15 protein-coding genes are annotated in these 17,774 nt (G+C 56.5%); 11 read left to right on the top strand and 4 right to left on the bottom strand.

The annotated features are described in order from the left end of the window. Positions 1-25: 25 nt before the first annotated feature. Both HMPREF2891_RS01610 and HMPREF2891_RS01605 read left to right on the top strand, forming a co-directional pair. Positions 26-1,045, top strand: a complete 1,020-nt coding sequence (locus HMPREF2891_RS01610) for a GNAT family N-acetyltransferase (protein ID WP_070663688.1) — start codon at positions 26-28, stop codon at positions 1,043-1,045. Positions 1,046-1,147: 102 nt separating this feature from the next. After that, positions 1,148-2,068, top strand: a complete 921-nt coding sequence (locus HMPREF2891_RS01605) for a hypothetical protein (protein WP_070620037.1) — start codon at positions 1,148-1,150, stop codon at positions 2,066-2,068. A 112-nt stretch (positions 2,069-2,180) separates the two neighbouring features. Here HMPREF2891_RS01605 and HMPREF2891_RS01600 read toward each other — a convergent pair whose 3' ends face one another. Further along, entirely contained in the window at positions 2,181-4,595 is a 2,415-nt protein-coding gene (locus HMPREF2891_RS01600; RefSeq protein WP_148130905.1) for a DNA gyrase/topoisomerase IV subunit A, read from the bottom strand. Positions 4,596-4,663: 68 nt separating this feature from the next. On the opposite strand from HMPREF2891_RS01600, the gene HMPREF2891_RS01595 reads away from it, so the two are divergent. Continuing rightward, complete coding sequence (locus tag HMPREF2891_RS01595; protein WP_070663687.1) at positions 4,664-5,803, top strand: alkaline phosphatase family protein; 1,140 nt, start codon at positions 4,664-4,666, stop codon at positions 5,801-5,803. Here HMPREF2891_RS01595 and sepH read toward each other — a convergent pair. Then, positions 5,800-6,768, bottom strand: coding sequence for a septation protein SepH (gene sepH, locus HMPREF2891_RS01590; protein WP_070620041.1), 969 nt, complete (start codon positions 6,766-6,768; stop codon positions 5,800-5,802). The two genes, HMPREF2891_RS01595 and sepH, sit on opposite strands and share 4 nt — an antisense overlap. Positions 6,769-6,943: 175 nt before the next feature. Here sepH and HMPREF2891_RS01585 point away from each other — a divergent pair, with 175 nt between their 5' ends. Genes HMPREF2891_RS01585 through HMPREF2891_RS01570 form a run of 4 tightly spaced genes read left to right on the top strand, consistent with a single transcriptional unit; the run spans position 6,944 to position 8,970 of the window. Next, on the top strand, positions 6,944-7,243 hold the full coding sequence (locus HMPREF2891_RS01585; protein ID WP_034507466.1) for a DUF4193 domain-containing protein: 300 nt from the start codon (positions 6,944-6,946) through the stop codon (positions 7,241-7,243). Positions 7,244-7,285: 42 nt separating this feature from the next. Beyond that, positions 7,286-7,951: a DUF3710 domain-containing protein gene (locus tag HMPREF2891_RS01580; RefSeq protein WP_034507469.1), complete on the top strand. Its 666-nt coding sequence runs from the start codon at positions 7,286-7,288 to the stop codon at positions 7,949-7,951. Between the two features lie 4 nt (positions 7,952-7,955). Continuing rightward, the gene (locus HMPREF2891_RS01575) at positions 7,956-8,264 is read left to right on the top strand and encodes a hypothetical protein (protein ID WP_146002492.1); all 309 of its coding nucleotides are present in this window, start codon (positions 7,956-7,958) and stop codon (positions 8,262-8,264) included. Then, positions 8,257-8,970, top strand: a complete 714-nt coding sequence (locus HMPREF2891_RS01570; RefSeq protein WP_070663686.1) for a DUF3159 domain-containing protein — start codon at positions 8,257-8,259, stop codon at positions 8,968-8,970. Before HMPREF2891_RS01575 ends, HMPREF2891_RS01570 begins: the two co-directional genes overlap by 8 nt. Positions 8,971-9,022: 52 nt before the next feature. On the opposite strand, the gene HMPREF2891_RS01565 is transcribed toward HMPREF2891_RS01570, so the two are convergent. Both HMPREF2891_RS01565 and HMPREF2891_RS01560 read right to left on the bottom strand, forming a co-directional pair. After that, positions 9,023-9,691, bottom strand: a complete 669-nt coding sequence (locus HMPREF2891_RS01565; protein ID WP_034507474.1) for a potassium channel family protein — start codon at positions 9,689-9,691, stop codon at positions 9,023-9,025. Further along, a complete protein-coding gene (locus tag HMPREF2891_RS01560) occupies positions 9,692-10,357 on the bottom strand; it encodes a potassium channel family protein (protein WP_186822273.1) in 666 nt (221 codons plus the stop codon). A gap of 53 nt (positions 10,358-10,410) precedes the next feature. Here HMPREF2891_RS01560 and HMPREF2891_RS01555 point away from each other — a divergent pair, with 53 nt between their 5' ends. The 4 genes from HMPREF2891_RS01555 to HMPREF2891_RS01540 all read left to right on the top strand — a co-directional run bounded on the left by HMPREF2891_RS01555 (position 10,411) and on the right by HMPREF2891_RS01540 (position 17,627). Next, positions 10,411-12,255: a hypothetical protein gene (locus tag HMPREF2891_RS01555; protein WP_070663684.1), complete on the top strand. Its 1,845-nt coding sequence runs from the start codon at positions 10,411-10,413 to the stop codon at positions 12,253-12,255. A 9-nt stretch (positions 12,256-12,264) separates the two neighbouring features. Continuing rightward, positions 12,265-13,542 carry a class I SAM-dependent RNA methyltransferase gene (locus HMPREF2891_RS01550; protein WP_070663683.1) on the top strand — a complete coding sequence of 426 codons (1,278 nt, stop codon included), beginning with the start codon at positions 12,265-12,267 and terminating at the stop codon, positions 13,540-13,542. A gap of 81 nt (positions 13,543-13,623) precedes the next feature. Continuing rightward, positions 13,624-14,592 (top strand): D-2-hydroxyacid dehydrogenase, encoded by a 969-nt coding sequence (locus HMPREF2891_RS01545; protein ID WP_070620064.1) that lies wholly within the window; start codon positions 13,624-13,626, stop codon positions 14,590-14,592. A gap of 233 nt (positions 14,593-14,825) precedes the next feature. Next, a complete protein-coding gene (locus HMPREF2891_RS01540) occupies positions 14,826-17,627 on the top strand; it encodes an aconitate hydratase (protein ID WP_070663682.1) in 2,802 nt (933 codons plus the stop codon). Positions 17,628-17,774: the final 147 nt, after the last annotated feature.

The following is a 17,774-nucleotide window of genomic DNA, read 5'->3' as shown; positions in this document are numbered from 1 at the left end:
TGAGCGTGTCCTTTAGAATGGCGCTATGTCTACAACTTTGGCAGAAAGAACGGCACCGCTGATCGGCGCAACCTACCCGCCAGCTAATTTGGGGCTCGAGTGGTCCGAAATTGAGCCGCGTGACGGTTATGACGCTGCCCGTCAGGTTCACAAGTGCGAGTTTTTTGATTCCACCTTGTTCTCCACTAGCGCGGACAGGATTGCTGATCTGCTGGTGACGGGCGAAGGCAAAGACGTGATTGTTGGTCGCGATGATCAGGGCAAGATCCAGGCCGTGGCCGTAGTCGAAGTTCTCCCGGCTGATGGGGAAGTGGCAAGAGTTGAGATTTCTAGCGAAGTCCACCCAGATTTTCGAGGGCGTGGCATTGGCGAGGCCATTTTGGAGTGGCAGAAGGCTCGCGGAGCGCAACTCTTGTTAGAAGCGTACGGTCCGGATTGTGAGTTGCCTGCGCAGATCGCTACAAACGTTGATGGGCATCTGCTCCAGCGCGTGGCAGTGCTCGAGGGTGCTGGTTTTGAGAAGCAGCGCCAGTTCCAAGTCATGTACCGCGATTTGGAAGGCGAGGAACCCACGGTAGACGAGCCTCGCGGCGGCTACACGGTGGTTCCGTGGATCGCTGAGCTTGAAGCGCAGATAAAAGCCTTGCACCTGCGCGCTTTTTCAGACCACTGGGGAAGTACCGCAGACGCTGCTAAATGGTGGGAGGATGCTATCGCCTCCATCGAGAAGCGGTGGTCGTTTGTAGCAATTTCGCCCACCGGTGAGGTTTCTGGCTACATCCTCGTGGTGCGCCACCCCGCCCGGTGGCTCCACACCGGAATGAGCGAGGCCTACGCTGAACTTCTTGGCGTTGAGCCAAATACGCGTGGCTCCGGTCTCGCCCGTGCTCTGATTACGAAGGCGACGAAGGCCTCGTATGATTCGGGTATGCAACGCATGGGACTGGATGTGGATACGGATAATCCGCACGGCGCTCACAGTTTTTACGAACGGCTTGGATTTAAGGCTGTAGGCAACTACTTTGTTTATAGTCTTGATTTTTAGTCACGTGGTCTGAGATAGAGAGGATTCGTCATTCTAACGTCCCTGCCCGCGACTCCAGAGTTGCTTGCGCCCGGTCTTGAATGTTCGTGGCGGTTCCTTGATGTGCGCGATTCTCGCATGCTTGCAGACTTGCAGCATCGCATTGAAAAGTCTGATGACCTCCCGTACCGTACTTCTGAAGAAGAGATAGCCGAGCTGTTTAGCTATTCTGATGAGTTTTTTGCAATCGGCGGGTTCATTGATGGCAAATTGCGCGTGTACGGCTACATCCGGCTGTTTGATGACGAGCCTGTAGTAGCTTCGTGTCGAGGCGGGGTGGACCCGAAGTTCCGCGGTATCGGCTTTGGGCGAGTGCTGGTTGAGTGGCATACACAAACCGCAACGGCCGCGCTACTAGCCATGGGCGGGGAGTCCAAACAGATCCTCTTTAACGTTGAAGAGGGCCACCGCGTTCTCGAGGAGTATCTGCTGGAGTACGGGTATGAGTGGAATCGTTCATACTTTGACATGCGAGCTGCGCTGGATAAGGAACCAGAGTTCGTAGAAGTAGATCCATTCATAACTATCGTTCCTTGGGACAGCGTTGGCCAGCATAAGATCGATCACGCATTGGATCTCATCACGCGCGGCGAGGGTGGCCGCGGCGAGACCTACAAGTGGAGTGGTGAGGATCGCGCGGGTTTCATTCCCGAATGGTCTTTTGTAGCGCTCTCACGTGCTGCGGATCGCGAAGCCATCGCGGGCTTGGTCATGGCATCAAAGTACTCTCAGGACTGGTCCGTTCTGGGTTGGCGCGAGGGAAGCATCGATATGCTTGCCGTACTTCCAGAGTTTAAAGATCAAACCATCGCGCCGGCCCTCGTGTCTGCATCGATGCGTGCGCAGAAGAAGGCGGGGATGGATGCTGTCCTCGCGGGACTCTCGTCTCTCTCCTCGCCGTCAATGATGTCGGTTTACGATTCTCTGGGGTTCGCCACGGTGGCGACGTCGCGGGTATACACCCTGGCAGTAACTGAACAATAGGCGTGCCGCGGGCAATAATGCCGCATCCGGTAACCTCATAGGACCTATTAAAGCGCGGAAGCTGAATACAGCTTCCGCGCTTTCGTGTACTACGCCCCAGTTGTAAGTAGCGCTATGCCAGCGAGGCAATCGTCTTCGTGATCGGCGTTCCAGAGCCGTCACGGCGTTCGTCCGCCTCGGGTAGCTCGATGGGAGACCCGGTAGAAGAAGTTGCAAGTGCAATGCCGGGGCATACTCGAGCGAGTGCAAGCGCATCCTCACCTTTCAAGAAACGGTGACAGCGTACGCCCTGCGTCGCGCGCCCCTTCTCGGGGAATACTTCGCCCTTCGTGACCTTCAAAGAGGTTTGGGTGGGGTAGAGCATGCCGTCGTCGGCGGCCGCAACGGTTACGACCTCGGCTGCGTCCAATGCCGTGAACGCCGCCTCTATAACGCTGGCCCCGTCAAGAAGTTTCATGCCGGCCACACCTCCTGCTACGCGTCCTTGCGGGCGGATCTTGCCTGCTGGCGTGCGCAGGAGCTGCGCATTAGAAGCGATAAACACAACGTCTACTTCGTCGGGGCAGGGCGCTACAAATAGCACTTCGTCGCCATCAGCGAGGTGCATGACCTCAAACTCGTCGGATTTAGCGAACTCGGGTCGCATACGTTTGATGACGCCCGCCTTTGTGACAATGCCGGTAATGGCGTCGCCTTCAAGATCAATGAGGCCACGCGGCTCAATGTCGCGGCCAAGCAGGTGGCTGGCAGACACCGCGGCAGCAAACGAAGCGTTTGAGGCTGTCCGGGGCACAGCGGGTAGATCAACCACGTGGAGGCGGTGGGCTAGTCCCTCGCTATCCACTACAGCAATCTCGCCGCGCGTGGTAGTGGGGATCGCTACCCGATAGGTGTCGGCTACGGCTCGAGCATCGGTTTTCTCAAGGGGCTCATTGCCCTCAACGCGAATGAGACCGCCATCTGGAGTAAGCACTACCGTTGCGGGTCCGTCAGGAATTTCCAGAGGCACGGCGCTCTTGGCAGTAGTGGTGATTTTCGCAGTGTCGGCCGATAGCAGCATGGTCCGCCGCGGAGTGGACAGACGCTTGGACACTTCTAAAAGCTCGTCCTTAACGACATTGCGCAGTACTTGTTCGGAGCCCAAGATCTCATCGAGTGCGCGGATCTCGGCTTCCAACTCGGCCTTTTCGGTTTCCAGTTCGATCCGGGAGAACTTGGTGAGCCGGCGCAGACGTAGCGACAGAATGTGGTCGGCCTGGATCTCATCCAGTTCGAAGGCAAGCATGAGGCGCGAACGCGCTTCATCTACATCGTCGGAGGAGCGAATGATCGCAATCACGTCGTCGATGTCGAGAATCGCAACCAGGAGGCCTTCCACCAGGTGGAGGCGGTCCATCGCCTTTTGGCGGCGGAACTGCGACCTGCGCCGCACTACTTGGTAACGGTGGTCGAGGTAAACCTCAAGCATCTCTTTTAGACCAAGAGTTTGCGGGCGTCCATCAACGAGGGCTACGGCGTTTACAGAGAACGAATCTTCAAGCGGTGTGAGCCGGTACAGTTGCTCCATCACAGCCTCGGGATTGAAACCATTCTTGATTTCAATTACTAGGCGCACGCCGTGGTGACGATCCGTTAGGTTTGTGACGTTTGAGATGCCCTGGAGGCGTTTGGCGTTGACCTGATCTTTGATGCGTTCGATAACGCGCTCTGGGCCAACCATATAGGGCAGTTCGGTGACAACCAGACCGCGCTTGCGGGGAGTCACTCGCTCCACGTTCATCTTGGCACGAACTTTGAATGACCCGCGACCGGTGGTGTAGGCGTCTTCGATGCCTTCCTGTCCGATAATGATGCCGCCCTCGGGGAAGTCCGGGCCGGGTACAAATCGCATGAGGTCAAGAACGGTGGCATCTGGGTTATCAATCAGATGCGTGGTTGCGGCGATGACTTCACCAAGGTTGTGCGGAGCAATGTTTGTAGCCATGCCCACCGCAATGCCGGATGCGCCATTGACCAAAAGGTTTGGAAACCCCGCTGGCAAAACATCTGGTTGGGTCAGACGGTTGTCGTAGTTCGGTACGAAGTCAACGGTGTCTTCATGCAGGTCTTTCACCATGTCGAGGGCGGCCGGGGCAAGGCGAGCCTCCGTGTACCTCGCGGCTGCCGGGCCGTCATCTAGCGAGCCGAAGTTGCCATGTCCATCAACCAGGGGAACGCGTAGGTTGAAATCTTGTGCCAGACGCACAAGAGCGTCGTAGATTGCCGCGTCACCGTGCGGATGGAGTTTACCCATCACCTCGCCGACAACGCTTTGCGACTTCACGTGGCCACGTTCGGGGCGAAGCCCCATTTCGGACATTTGATAGAGGATACGGCGTTGCACGGGCTTCGCGCCATCACGTGCATCCGGAAGTGCGCGAGCGTAGATTACAGAGTAGGCGTATTCGAGGAAGGATCCTCGCATTTCGCTGGAAACATCGATCTCGACAATGTGTTCGTCTACGCTGGTATCAACCGTTTTTGGCATAACTCTCATTGTGTCAAAAAGTTTGCGCAACTGAAATTTAAGCGAGGGCATGTCTGTTGGAAGGGGCTATGAGTTTACATAAAGCGCAGGTTATGCGCGCCGCTCACCCGTCTATCTGCGATATTTTGCCCGTGATTTTTAGGGCGTGGGGAGTGAGCGGACCGGCACCTCGGGCTGAGGAGCAGCGCGATCGCCTTGCAAACTATCTACAGTTGAAAGAGAGCCAGCAAACCCTCGTGGTTTTGATTGACGGTTTTGGTTTTGAGCTTGTAGCAAACCATTTTCCTTACACGCCGTTTTTGCGCTCGAGAAAAGCCGACATGTTGAGGGCGTGTACCATTCTGCCCTCAACCACCGCCGCGGCTATTTCGTCTTTTGCAACCGGCCTTATGCCCGGAAAAACAAACATGGTGGGCTGGTCCGTTAAGGACGGTAGCCAAGTAACTACGCTTCTTACCTTTGAAAACGCGAGTGTACCCCCTGAAGAATGGCAGTCGAATCCCACCATGTTTGAGGTGGCGAGCCGAGCGGGTGTAAATTCTGCGGCGATCATGCCGCAACGGTTTGCCGGATCGGGGTTAACTATGGCGGCCCTGCGTGGAGCACGCCCAGTTGGTGCGCAGACCCTTGACGAGCGAATAGACGCGGCAATGCAACAGCTAAGGGAGGGCACGGCCGTGGTCTACCTGTATTGGTCTGACCTTGACCACGTGGGGCACGGTTTTGGTACAGACTGCGACAAGTGGGTTGCCGAACTTGAGCTCGTGGATGCGGCGCTGGCGCGCATAAATAGGGAACTGCCAAAAGGCGTGTGCGCGCTTGTGACGGGTGATCACGGAATGGTTAACACGCGGCCGGAAAGACGCATCGACGTGGCGCAAAACCCGCAGTTGCAGCAGGACTTAGAACTGATCGCGGGCGAGGGTAGAGCCGTGCATATCCACGCGGCCACCAACCCCAACGAAGTGATCGGCCGTTGGAGAGACGAACTGGGGGAGCGCGCCACCATCGTGCAGGGTCGCGAAGTAGTAGAAATACTGGGCGGTGAAAGCGGAGCAACACTTACGGGTGATGCCGTGGCATTCATGCACGATGACTGGGTGGTGGTGGATTCACGCACTCAGCCTAAAAAGTCGATAGACCTAGTGGGTGTGCACGGCTCGTTCAGCTCTGCTGAGCTTGCCATTCCGATCCTCAGGTTCGATTAGTTACTGCGCGTGCCAAAAACGATCTCGTCCCACGAGGGGACCGAGCGGCGCTTACCACTACGATTGTTCGTCTTTGGTTCAGGCTCTTGAACTTCGAGTTTTTCAAAGCCGGGCAACGCATCACTGTCTTCGCTTACAACCGGTTGCGGCTGGGCCGGTTCGGGTTCGGCGATGGGCTCCTCGGCCTCCACCTTCGGCTCAGGCTGGGCTGGTTTAGGGAAGCGCAACAGCGATGGCTTCTCAACGGTCTCAGTTTTACTTTGCGATTTCGATTCCCTGCGTCGGCCTCGTTTCGAAGCCAAATCGCCAAGGATCTTCTCAACGTCGTCAGGTGAGGCCGCTTCTCCCGGCGTGTTGGTAGGAGCTTCGCCTTCAGGCAGGCTAGTCACATTGGTGGCGGCAGGAGTGGTGGTTTCGGTAAGCCAGCGCGCTTCTTCATCCAGTGCGCAAATAAGTACACCGCGGTTGGATACCTGCCAGGAGGCGCGGCGCTCGGTGGCTGCCTGAACAAATGTTAGGTGCAGCTCCCACGGGCGGTCGCCCTCGCGTAGCGCGGTCCAGGAAAGGGAGTGGGCATCGACGCCTCGGGTTGCGAGTCTATCGATTACCAGGTCGCCCAGCTGGGGTGCTCCCGCCTCGCCACCGACGGGCTCGGCCAATGCGGCGGACACGATGTAGTTGCGTTCGGTGACAACCGGCGCAAGAAAGCGATTAATGCGGTCAATGTCGATGTCATAGTTCGCCGCGATTTCGGCGGCTGGCATGCCCGCACGCAGAAGTTGCTGGATTTCGCGAGGACGCAGGACGGACCCGGATTTAGGAAATGACTCGAGCTTCAGCTCACCTCGCCTGATCGCTGCCTTGAGAGCATCATCCACAACAATCATGTAGCGTTCGCCGTCTTTATCGGTAAAAACCAACTGCGAACCATCCCCGTGCGGGCCTAAAAGTTCAAGCTCGATCATTAATCCTCCGTCCCTAGTATGAAGCATGGCACCTAAGTGGCTCTCATCGTGCTACATTATGCGCGTGTCGCTTGTCGGTTGCGTTCATTGCTGAAATCAATGCTAATATCCCCGCGCGGCATTAATATGCAGTAACAGCTGTTGTGTCCACCCAGATGAGTATGAAGAGGTAACCATGGCTACAGATTACGATGCGCCTCGTAAGAACGATGATGATGTTTCGGAAGACTCTCTCGAAGAACTGAAGAGCCGTCGCAATGACCAGGGCTCGAATGTGGTCGATGAGGATGAGAACGAGATTGCAGAAGATTTCGAACTACCGGGCGCAGATCTATCTAATGAGGAGCTCACAGTTCGGGTTGTTCCGCGTCAAGATGACGAGTTCACCTGTTCGGAGTGCTTCTTGGTACACCACATTTCGCAGCTTGCCTACGAGCAGGATGGGCTGCCTGTATGCACCGAGTGTGCGGAGTAGACTGGCCGTTCGGTAGGTTTTGATTGTAGTAGGTGAAATTTAGTGGCGTTATTCAAGCGCAAGAAGAAGACCGAGGACGTGGCGCAGGCCCGCGACGAAGAACCGCTGGCAGATGACGCGTCTGCTGAAGCCGGCGGAGCGCAAGCCCCGGAGCACGGGCCTTTCGACATCAGCCAGCGTGACGTTTCTAAGGGATACATTGACCTTGGGCCACTAAAACTTCCCGCTATTGCAGGAATTCAAATCCAGCCCGTGTTCTCGCCGGACAAAACCATTTTGCGAATGAACGTGGTGATTGGTAATTCCGTCATGCAGATGATGGTGATTGCGAATCCGAAGTCCGGTGGTGCAGCCCAGGAGGTGCTACGCGCCACGAAAGAAGCGCTGGAACAGCAGGGTGCCAAGGTTGAGGTACGCGAAGGTCCATGGGGCGAAGAATTGGTTGCGCACACGGTGGTGAAGACCCAAGACGGGCGCGATGCAATAGCTCCGAGCAGGATCTTCACTATTGAGGGTAACCGTTGGGCGTTGCGTATTGACCTTGCGGGTGCTGCTCTGTCCGATGAGAAAGCTTGGGAGCCCGTTGCGGCGGTCATTTCTGGCCTCGTTATCGAACGTGGTGACGCTCCGCGAGCACCGCTTTCGGTAATCCCGTTCACGCTTCCATCAGAGCTTACGGCGGCTTCTGAGCCGCAGGACGATAAGTAGTAGGTTGACTCTTCCAACGCGATTAGTAGACCAGCCGCGCACCGCTATCGCGGCATTGAAACCGCGGATGCGCGCGGTGGTTTCGGGGCGGGTGGTTGCTATAACGTACCCGATTGAAGGCGCGTCGATGACGCTGCGGGCACACTTGAAGGATGATACGGGTACCGTAATTGTTGCCTGGCCGGGCAGGCGTGAGATTCCGGGCGTTCATGTTGGCGCCCACATGGTTGTCCAAGGCAACGTGATGCAACAGTTTTCTGAGCAGCTTCTGTGGAATCCTCATTTTCAAATCCTGGGGGACATTGATGAGTGATTCGATCGACGAGGCGGCAGGCAATCTAGGTGGTAAGAGCAAATCTTTAGCCAGTCAACTTAACGCCGATCAGTTTTCCGCGTGGCAGGCGGTTGGGGGAGTGCGCGGCGCGATCGAATCTGTGCTTCCTGTCTTGGTGTTTGTGGTTGCTTACGTGATCACGATGGGCCTGAAATGGCCGCTCATTTTGGCAGGCGGCATTTCGGTAGTGCTGATTTTGGTTCGGCTGGTAAGTCGGCAGCCAGTCACATATTCAGTTTCCGGCTTCGTGGGTGTAGCCATCGGAGTTATTTGGGCCCTGTGGTCGGGTAGGGGCGAGAACTTTTTCGCTTTTGGCATCATTACTTCAGCCGCGTATGGGCTGGCAATTATGGTGGCTAATTTGGTCCGCTACCCGGTGGTGTCGATGGCGCTGACACCGGTTTGGCAATTGCGGTGGAAGTGGTGGAAAAACCCGGGCTCGTTTGATCGTTTGGCAAGGGTATCGCGAAATCTGTCATGGTTGTGGTTCGCCCTGTTCGCCTTGCGGTTCTTGGTGCAGATCCCTCTGTGGCTGGGCGGCCAGGTTGCGATGCTCGGAACGGCCAAATTACTTCTGGGACTACCCCCATTCCTCCTCGTCGCTTGGGTTACATGGGTGCAGCTACGGCCGTACCGGGAAGTCGTGCAGACGGAGTCCAAGGGCAACGCGACAGCTACCGACTAGATCGGTGCGCGGTTTCTAAATTTGCGTCGGGGCGAAGCCGTACGCGCCCGGCCTATTTGGAGCCGAACACCTGCTCGACGTCTTGGCCAAGAGACTTTTCAAATGAAGACAGCATTAGAACCACTTCGTCTCCGGCGGCAAGTTCGAACTCGTCCTCGTTATCAACGGGCGCGTCGTCGCGCAGTACGGTGAGCACGCGCGCGTCGGAAGGCAGACCCAACTGGGCGATCTTCTTTCCGCTTGCGCGTGAATCTGCGGGAAGCGTTATGGCATAGATTGCGGTGCCGGCCTCGTGGAACTGGAAGAGGCGAACTAAAGCGCCAACACTCACGGCTTCTTCAACGAGGGCGGTCATGACGCGCGGAGTGGACACGGGCACGTCAACGCCCCAAGTTGAGTTGAACATCCACTCGTTTTTTGGGTTGTTCACGCGGGCAACAACGCGCGGCACGCCAAACTCTGTTTTGGCTAGCAAAGAGATGACGAGGTTTGCTTTATCGTCTCCGGTTGCGGCAACCATGACGTCACAGTTGCCCACGTTTGCGGCGTCAAGAGTTTCGGGCGAGCATGCGTCTGCCAGGATCCAATCAGCTTCAGCCACAGTGGCAACACGCATCTGGTCGGGCAGACGATCAATGAGGGTAACTTCGTGTTTCTTTAGTAGAAGTTCGCGTGCGATAGAGCGCCCAACCGAACCTGCTCCGGCGATTACGATAAGCATTTATGCTCCCACTGCTGGATCGTTGGCAAGGATTTCGCGGATCCTGGTTTCCTCAGCCAGTGAGATCGCGAAGTAAAGTTCGTCATTTTCTTGAACGATTAGGTCATCGTTAGCCACGTCCATGTGGCCTTGGCGGGACACGAACACAACGGGGTATTCGGTTAGCTGGCGAACCATAGCGAAGGACAATCCGTACCAGCTAGATGCAGGCCGGGCGCAAACCAGGGCAACATCTCCGGTGGGGTGCGTCCACACGCGGCTCACGTCCGGTGGCATCATCCAAGACAGCACCGCTTCGGTTGTTCGCCGCACCGTGGCAATGGTGGGGATACCAAGCTTTTCGTATACTTCCGCACGAGTTGGGTCATAGATCCTGGCCACAACGCGTTCAACTTTGAAGGTTTCACGCACCACTCTTGCAGAAATGATGTTCGAGTTATCTCCGTTAGACACTGCCGCAAAAGCGTAGGCATCTTCAATGCCGGCTTGCCGTAGCGTGTCGCGGTCAAATCCAACGCCAGTCACGCGTCGGCCAGTAAAGTTTGCGGGCAGACGCCGAAAGGCCTCGGGATTTTGGTCGATTACAGCCACCGAGTGGCCTCTTTGATCTAAAAGCGTGGCAAGCGTTGTTCCAACGCGCCCGGCTCCCATGACAACAAAGTGCATTTAATAAAACTATCAAGAACGCGCTCGCTTCGTGTGCCTGTAGAGTTGGGGACATGACATCAACGAGCGCGGGTATTAGGCAAGCGAAGGGCGGAGCATATCCGCTGGCGCGAACATCCGCGTTCCTCGCTTCGGCTTCGCTACTGGTTTTGATCCCAATTTGGCAGCCGGATGCGCTACTGCACGTGCTGTCACCACTGGGCTACTTAGATGCCTCAATCGCGGCGTGGCTCACAGTGTTTGCGGTTCCGCTTATTGCACTGATCACGATTTCTGACATTCCGGTTCTACTAGCCAGACGCCGGTACGTAGGGGACTTCGCGGGCGTCGATGATTCGCTTGGCACCCGAATGTCCACTCTCACGGCGGCGGCGCAACTTTCTGAATACATCGTGACGTTCGCTATCGCAGGGGCCTCGATTAGTTTCTTGCTCGGATCCATGTGGCCCGTGCTTATTCCCGCGCGCACGCCGATTGCAATATGCGCCGTTGTTGCCATTGCAATGCTACAGACATTCCAAGTGGCGCCGCGCTCAACCAGGGTCGGTGCAACCATAGTTGTGCTTAGCTTCCTCCTGCTGCTGTTTTTGACCGCCGGCATGATCGGGTCATCGCCGTACTTCTCGCAAACCTCCTCGGCAGACCTTGCGATAGTCACAACCGAGGTTGGAAGCCGCTCGCCGTTTGCGCGCGGAATCGTGCCTGCCCTTGGCCTTGGGCTTGGCGTTGTCCTCGCCCCCGCGCTGCTCCTTAGACACCTAACCGCAGACCTTTCTTACTTTTCTTACCCGCATGTTAAGCACGCTGGTATTGCAAAGATTTCAATGAGCCTAACTGCCTCGATGACGGCCATGCTCGCCATGCTCAACATCCGCGACGTTGATTCTGCGCGGTTCATTGGACGGCGCAACACCTTCTACGCGGCCCTGCGAACGGTAGGCGTGGAAGAATGGTTCTTGCTGGTAACGACGATCGTTTTGATTATTGCAGCGATAGCATCAGCGAGGACGGTACTGCACAGCGCGGACAAGCTTAGCGGTGAACTAGCCAACTTCCATCTGCTTCCCGTCCACCTCATGAACGATCCAACACGGATGGCGTTCACCCCTTTCATCTTCACCCTTGGAGCGATTGGTCTGATACTGGTGGGATCGGCCCAGTTCCGTATCCTCGTTCCAATGCTTGCAGTGTCAGGGTTCTTATCGCTCACCCTAACCCGCTGGTCAACCGTGAAATTCTGGAACGCGAAACTGAAAAATGAAGGGCACTTCCCAGAGAGGAACAAAATGAGACGTGCGCGTCTGATGGCACTAGGTGGCCTCGTGATCAGTGTGGTAGTGCTCGTGTTAGTCGTAGCCTCTGGCATCTTCGAGGGCGCTTGGGTAGTGGCCGGGCTCATTCTGCTACTCTACTTCGTGCTGTACACCGTACGCCGCCACTACCTAAACTACGGAGTTGGCGCCGGTGAAACCACCACTGAAGATCCAATCACGCCCGGGCGCGTGCACTACATGATCATCGCGCAAAGTATGGGGCCAGCGCTCACGCGCGCAACCAAATGGATCAAATCGACCAGGCCGTACTCGATCGAACTGATCCATGTAGATACCGGCGGCAGTGATAGTGAAGAAGCGCTCAAGAAATGGCGCGAGGAAAACCTCGGAGCGAACCTCACCATCCTCGATGCCGGCCCTTCTAGGCCAACCGAAGCAATCATCGAGCACGTGCGTCGAACCCGGGCAGCACACCCGAACCGACTCGTAAACGTGGTGCTCCCTCATGTAGTGTTCAAAACCGCCTTACTTGGGCGCTTGCACAACACGGAAATGAAACACCTTGAAAAGACACTCCTAGACGAACCCGGCGTGTTGGTAACACTCGTGCCCTGGGCAGATTAAGGAAAGATTATGCACACCAACGGTGAAAGCCCGGACATCATCAAACAGGTCAGGGCGCTACGTCCAGCCCATGGGGGAACATGCTTCTCACTCGTGGATGGCCGGCCCCTGTTCATCTCCGGAGCAATCCCGGAAGAGCTCGTAGACGTGCGCGTAGATAGCCGCCGCTCCAAAGTTTCCTACGGAAGTGCCATAAACATTTTGGAGCCTTCCGATCGCCGCGTGGCGCATATTTGGCCCGAGGCCGCAGCGAGTGGTGTAGGCGGTGCGGACCTCGGACACGTTGCCCTCGAATACCAGCGCGAATGGAAAACGGAAGTTATTAAAGACCAGTTGGCGCGAGTCGGGGGAGCAAACACCCTCGAACGAGTCGTAGGCGCCGTGGGAGAAAGCGCCCTGCAGGTTCACTCGGCAAGTGACCCCCGCGGCTTAAACTGGCGCACTCGAGTTGATTTTGAGGTATCACCGGCAAGGCGCCTCGCAATGAAGAAAGAAAACTCAAACGAGCTGGTCGAAATTGAAACCATGCCCCTCGCTGTGGAACCGATCCTCGAACTTGGCATGTTAGGCGATACTCCCTGGAAGCAGTACCTGCGTCCCGGCAAGAAAGTTCGCATAGTTGCCCCGGGCGATGGCGGACGCCGAGTTGTAATTGGCAACCAGGTATTCAACGGCGCAAACCGGCGCGTAAGTGACCGGGCCGATTGGCAGGTGCGCGCTCGCGGAACGGTTGAGAAGTTCTCGGTGGCTGCCTCGGGCTTTTGGCAGGCTCACGTTAGCGCTCCTGCTGACCTGGTAGAGCTCGTGCTTGACGGTGCGCGCGTAGAAGAGGGCGACGTCGTGATTGAGCTCTACGCCGGGGCGGGACTGTTCACAAAGTTCTTGGGCCGCGAGCTCGGCCCGCGCGGCGCTATCGTGTCGATTGAGGGATCAAAAGAGGCAGTTGGCTACGCTAGGGAGAACCTGCGTGGAGTTGAGGTTGATCGTGATCTGCGTGCCGGACGGGTGAACTCAAAGTCCATCATGCGCGCATGGTCTGACCTGGGGGAGAGGCCGCGAACTATCGTTTTGGATCCTCCTCGCAGTGGTGCCGGTAAAGATGTCATAGGTGCGCTCGCGGCGGTGGGGGCCAGCCGGGTTGTGCTGGTGTCCTGTGATCCGGCCGCGGGTGCACGTGACCTCGCCGGCCTTTTTGATGCCGGATATGAGCTGGAGGCGTTCACTGCCCTCGACCTGTTCCCGCAAACCCACCACGTGGAGATAGTTTCCGTTCTGACTCGAAAGTAACCTCGTGCCAAACTAGCCGAGCCGCGTGTATTGGCATGGCTGTAGTGTGGAATAAAGCTTCTACCAGTAGGAGGAACCGCGATGATTGCAATAACTGATAGCGGCGGCTTTGTGAAGATCGATGCTGACCAAATTGACCAGGCTATGCGTCAGGAGTTTGGGAATGCGGAAGAGTGGAAGGTTTACTCCGATTTTGATTCGATGCTTCCCGATAAGGAGAACATCGAAATCATCTTGAATAACGCGCCCTTGAACGCGGCAAAGCTAGATCAGTTCCAGAACCTGCGTTGGGTGTTTTCCTACTCTGCGGGTATAGATCGCTATCCGCTGCGCGAACTTTCTAAGATGGGCGTGGTTTTGACCAACACCTCTGGCGTGCAGGCAAAGCCCATCGCAGAACAGGTTTTCGGCGCAATGATCATGTTCTCACGCAACCTGATAACCGCGTTCCAAAACCAAGCGGATAGGGTCTGGGATCAGACCATTGCGGTTAGTGAACTAGCCGATCAGAAACTCTTGATCGTCGGAGCTGGGGCGATCGGGCGCGAAATTGCTCGCAAGGCAAAAGCCTTCGACATGCACGTTACCGGTATCCGAAATCGCCTTACCGATGAGCTCCCTCAGTACTTCGACGCCATGTTTACCATGGATTCGCTGGAATCCCTCCTGCCTCAGGCAAACTACGTTGTATGCGTACTTCCTTCCACAGACGCCACCCGAGGACTCTTCGATGCCTCCAAATTTGCGCTAATGAACGGCGAGGCTGTTTTCATAAATGTTGGGCGCGGTGATCTTACCGTTGAAGAAGACCTCGTTGCCGCGCTGAGGGCGCAAACGCTAAAGGGCGCTTACCTAGATGTGTTCGCCACGGAGCCGGTTCCGAAAGATTCGCCGCTGTGGGACCTGGATAACCTATTGATGACTCCTCACAACTCCGGTCCGAGCCAGCACTACTTCAAGCGCGCGTTCGCGATATTCGCCCAAAACCTTCGCCGTTATCGCCGCGGCGAGCCTCTCATCAACCAGATCAACTACGACCTCAAATACTAATCAGTAGTGAACCGTCCTTGCCGCGCTATTTAACTAAAACTCTCGTAGCGAAAAGTATGCGCCCAAGGGCGGTTCTTTATGCGTAAAAACCGCATGTTCTCGGGCCTGTTATCTGAAACACAGCGAAAAGCGTGCCAACCAACGAAAATGTTGAGTGAAAGTGTTAGCATTAAGTATCTTGACATCGAGATATTGATGTTGGAGAGCAGTCTCATATTTCACGAGGAGATGACGTGACCAGCCTAGACAGTTTCAAGTCCCGCGCGGATCTTGATGTAGATGGTAAGTCTTACGAAATTTACCGGCTCGACGCTGTGCCGGGAGCATCGAAACTACCATACGCTCTGAAGGTTTTGGCAGAAAACCTTCTTCGTACCGAAGATGGTGCGAACACCACCAAAGAACACATTGAGGCCCTGGTTAACTGGGATCCTTCGGCGGAGCCGGACACGGAAATCCAGTTCACCCCCGCACGTGTAGTACTTCAAGACTTCACGGGCGTGCCCTGCGTGGTAGACCTTGCAACCATGCGTGAAGCCGTAGCTGACCTGGGCGGTGACCCGAACAAGATCAATCCGCTTAATCCGGCTGAGCTCGTGATTGATCACTCGGTACAAATCGACTCGTTCGGTACGCAAAGTGCATTTGCTCGTAACGTCGAGCTGGAATACCGGCGCAACGGCGAGCGCTACCAGTTCTTGCGTTGGGGCCAGGACGCGTTTGAGAACTTCCGCGTTGTTCCGCCGGGCACGGGTATCGTCCACCAGGTGAATATCGAATACCTAGCGCGGACCGTGTTCACCAAGGAAGAAGACGGTAAGACCGTTGCCTACCCGGACACCTGCGTGGGAACCGACTCGCACACCACGATGGTGAACGGCCTGGGCGTCCTCGGCTGGGGCGTTGGCGGTATTGAAGCTGAGGCAGCCATGCTCGGCCAGCCCGTTTCGATGCTGATCCCGAAGGTTGTGGGCTTCAAGCTGTCCGGCGAGATCCCCTCCGGCGCAACCGCAACTGACGTTGTCCTCACCATCACGCAAATGTTGCGCGAACACGGTGTAGTAGGCAAGTTTGTTGAGTTTTACGGCGAAGGCGTTGCAGCAGTGCCACTGGCCAACCGTGCAACGATCGGCAACATGTCGCCAGAGTTCGGCTCCACTGCCGCGATCTTCCCGATCGACGACGTCACCCTCGACTACCTGCGCCTTACCGGCCGCGATGAGTCCCTTATTAGCCTCGTTGAGGTATACGCGAAGGAACAGGGCCTATGGCATGATCCGGCGCGCGAAGCGCAGTACTCCGAATACCTCGAGCTAGATCTTTCCACAGTTGTTCCATCCATTGCCGGCCCAAAGCGCCCGCAGGACCGCATCGAACTATCTGAAGCCAAGGAATCCTTCGCGGGCACTCTCCCGGACTACATTTCAGGCAAGGGCCTGGAGCCAACGGGCCTCGACAAGTCGCTTGCAGATTCCATGGGTACTTCTGACCCGGTCAAGTTCGGCAGCCAAGAAGATGCCGTTCCGCCGAGCGAGCCAAAGCTTGCTGATGAGCGTCCTCATCACCGGGTGGGCATCACGCTTGCTGACGGCAACGAGACAGTGCTTGACCACGGTGATGTTGTAATCGCCTCGATTACGTCCTGCACCAACACGTCAAACCCGTCGGTCATGATGGCAGCCGCATTGCTCGCTAAGAATGCGGTAGAAAAGGGCCTAAAGAGCAAGCCGTGGGTTAAGACTTCAATGGCGCCTGGCTCACAGGTTGTTACCAACTACTACGAGAAGGCCGGAATGTGGCCGTACTTGAACGAACTGGGCTTCAACCTGGTTGGTTACGGCTGCACCACGTGTATCGGTAACTCCGGACCGCTACCGGACGAAGTCTCTGCAGTTGTGAACGAAGAGGACCTAACGGTTGTTTCGGTACTCTCCGGTAACCGCAACTTTGAAGGTCGCATTAACCCTGACGTCAAGATGAACTACCTGGCTTCGCCGCCACTCGTGATCGCCTACGCGCTGGCCGGAACCATGGATTTCGACTTTGAAACAGAGCCGCTTGGCCAAGATCAGGCCGGCAACGACGTGTTCCTGCGTGACATCTGGCCCGATCCGAAGCTGGTACAGGAAACGATCGACGCGACGATTGACCGCGAAATGTTCCTGCACGACTATGCTGATGTGTTCAAGGGTGACGAGAAGTGGCGCGCCCTTGAAACGCCGGACGGCGCAACGTTTGACTGGGCGGAAGACTCCACCTACATTCGCAAGGCCCCGTTCTTCGAGGGCATGACGATGGAACCGGATCCGGTCAAGGACGTGAAGGGCGCGCGCGTACTGTTGAAGCTCGGCGACTCGGTAACCACCGACCATATTTCGCCAGCCGGCTCATTCCGCGCAGACACGCCCGCCGGTAAGTACCTGGTTGACAACGGTGTGGAGCGTCGCGACTTCAACTCCTACGGTTCTCGCCGTGGTAACCACGAAGTCATGATTCGCGGTACTTTTGCAAACATCCGCATCAAGAATCAGCTACTTGACGATGTTGAGGGTGGCTACACCCGCGACTTCACGGCTCCCGGTGGGCCGCAGGCAACCGTGTACGAGGCTGCGCAGAATTACCGCGAAGCCGGTGTTCCGCTTGTGGTGCTCGGTGGTAAGGAATACGGCTCCGGATCCTCTCGTGACTGGGCTGCTAAGGGCACCAGCCTGCTGGGCGTGAAGGCAGTAATTACCGAATCCTTCGAGCGGATTCACCGCTCTAACCTGATCGGTATGGGCGTCATGCCGCTGCAGTTCCCGGCCGGTGAAAACGCTGATTCGCTTGGTCTTGACGGCACCGAAGTCTTTGACATTGCAGGCATTGAGGCGCTGAATGAGGGCGTAACACCGAAGACTGTTAAGGTATGCGCTACCAAGGAAAACGGTGACACGATTGAGTTCGACGCGGTTGTACGCATCGACACACCGGGTGAAGCGGACTACTACCGCAACGGTGGCATCTTGCAGTACGTTCTTCGCGAACTCGTGAAGTAAACGCACACTCAGCGGGCGGGGCCGAAGGGAACTGGCCTCGCCCGCTTTTGTGTGTATGGGGGCGAGAGGCGGGGAGGCAAGGAATCCGCTTCCGGCTACGCGAGCTAACTCCTCGTGAAAATGAGGGCATCGGAGTGATGGGAGGAC

The sequence above is a fragment of the Actinomyces sp. HMSC065F11 genome, assembly GCF_001813085.1.
Classification (GTDB): domain Bacteria; phylum Actinomycetota; class Actinomycetes; order Actinomycetales; family Actinomycetaceae; genus Gleimia; species Gleimia europaea.
This window is presented reverse-complemented; position numbering and strand designations above follow the sequence as displayed.

Bases quoted from the DNA above. Each gene is read 5' to 3' on its own strand.
- HMPREF2891_RS01570 (WP_070663686.1), top strand. From the start codon at position 8,257: ATGAGTGATTCGATCGACGAGGCGGCAGGCAATCTAGGTGGTAAGAGC.
- HMPREF2891_RS01585 (WP_034507466.1), top strand. From the start codon at position 6,944: ATGGCTACAGATTACGATGCGCCTCGTAAGAACGATGATGATGTTTCG.
- HMPREF2891_RS01600 (WP_148130905.1), bottom strand. From the start codon at position 4,595: ATGCCAAAAACGGTTGATACCAGCGTAGACGAACACATTGTCGAGATC.
- HMPREF2891_RS01545 (WP_070620064.1), top strand. From the start codon at position 13,624: ATGATTGCAATAACTGATAGCGGCGGCTTTGTGAAGATCGATGCTGAC.
- sepH (WP_070620041.1), bottom strand. From the start codon at position 6,768: ATGATCGAGCTTGAACTTTTAGGCCCGCACGGGGATGGTTCGCAGTTG.
- HMPREF2891_RS01595 (WP_070663687.1), top strand. From the start codon at position 4,664: ATGAGTTTACATAAAGCGCAGGTTATGCGCGCCGCTCACCCGTCTATC.
- HMPREF2891_RS01565 (WP_034507474.1), bottom strand. From the start codon at position 9,691: ATGCTTATCGTAATCGCCGGAGCAGGTTCGGTTGGGCGCTCTATCGCA.
- HMPREF2891_RS01550 (WP_070663683.1), top strand. From the start codon at position 12,265: ATGCACACCAACGGTGAAAGCCCGGACATCATCAAACAGGTCAGGGCG.
- HMPREF2891_RS01560 (WP_186822273.1), bottom strand. From the start codon at position 10,357: ATGCACTTTGTTGTCATGGGAGCCGGGCGCGTTGGAACAACGCTTGCC.
- HMPREF2891_RS01555 (WP_070663684.1), top strand. From the start codon at position 10,411: ATGACATCAACGAGCGCGGGTATTAGGCAAGCGAAGGGCGGAGCATAT.
- HMPREF2891_RS01610 (WP_070663688.1), top strand. From the start codon at position 26: ATGTCTACAACTTTGGCAGAAAGAACGGCACCGCTGATCGGCGCAACC.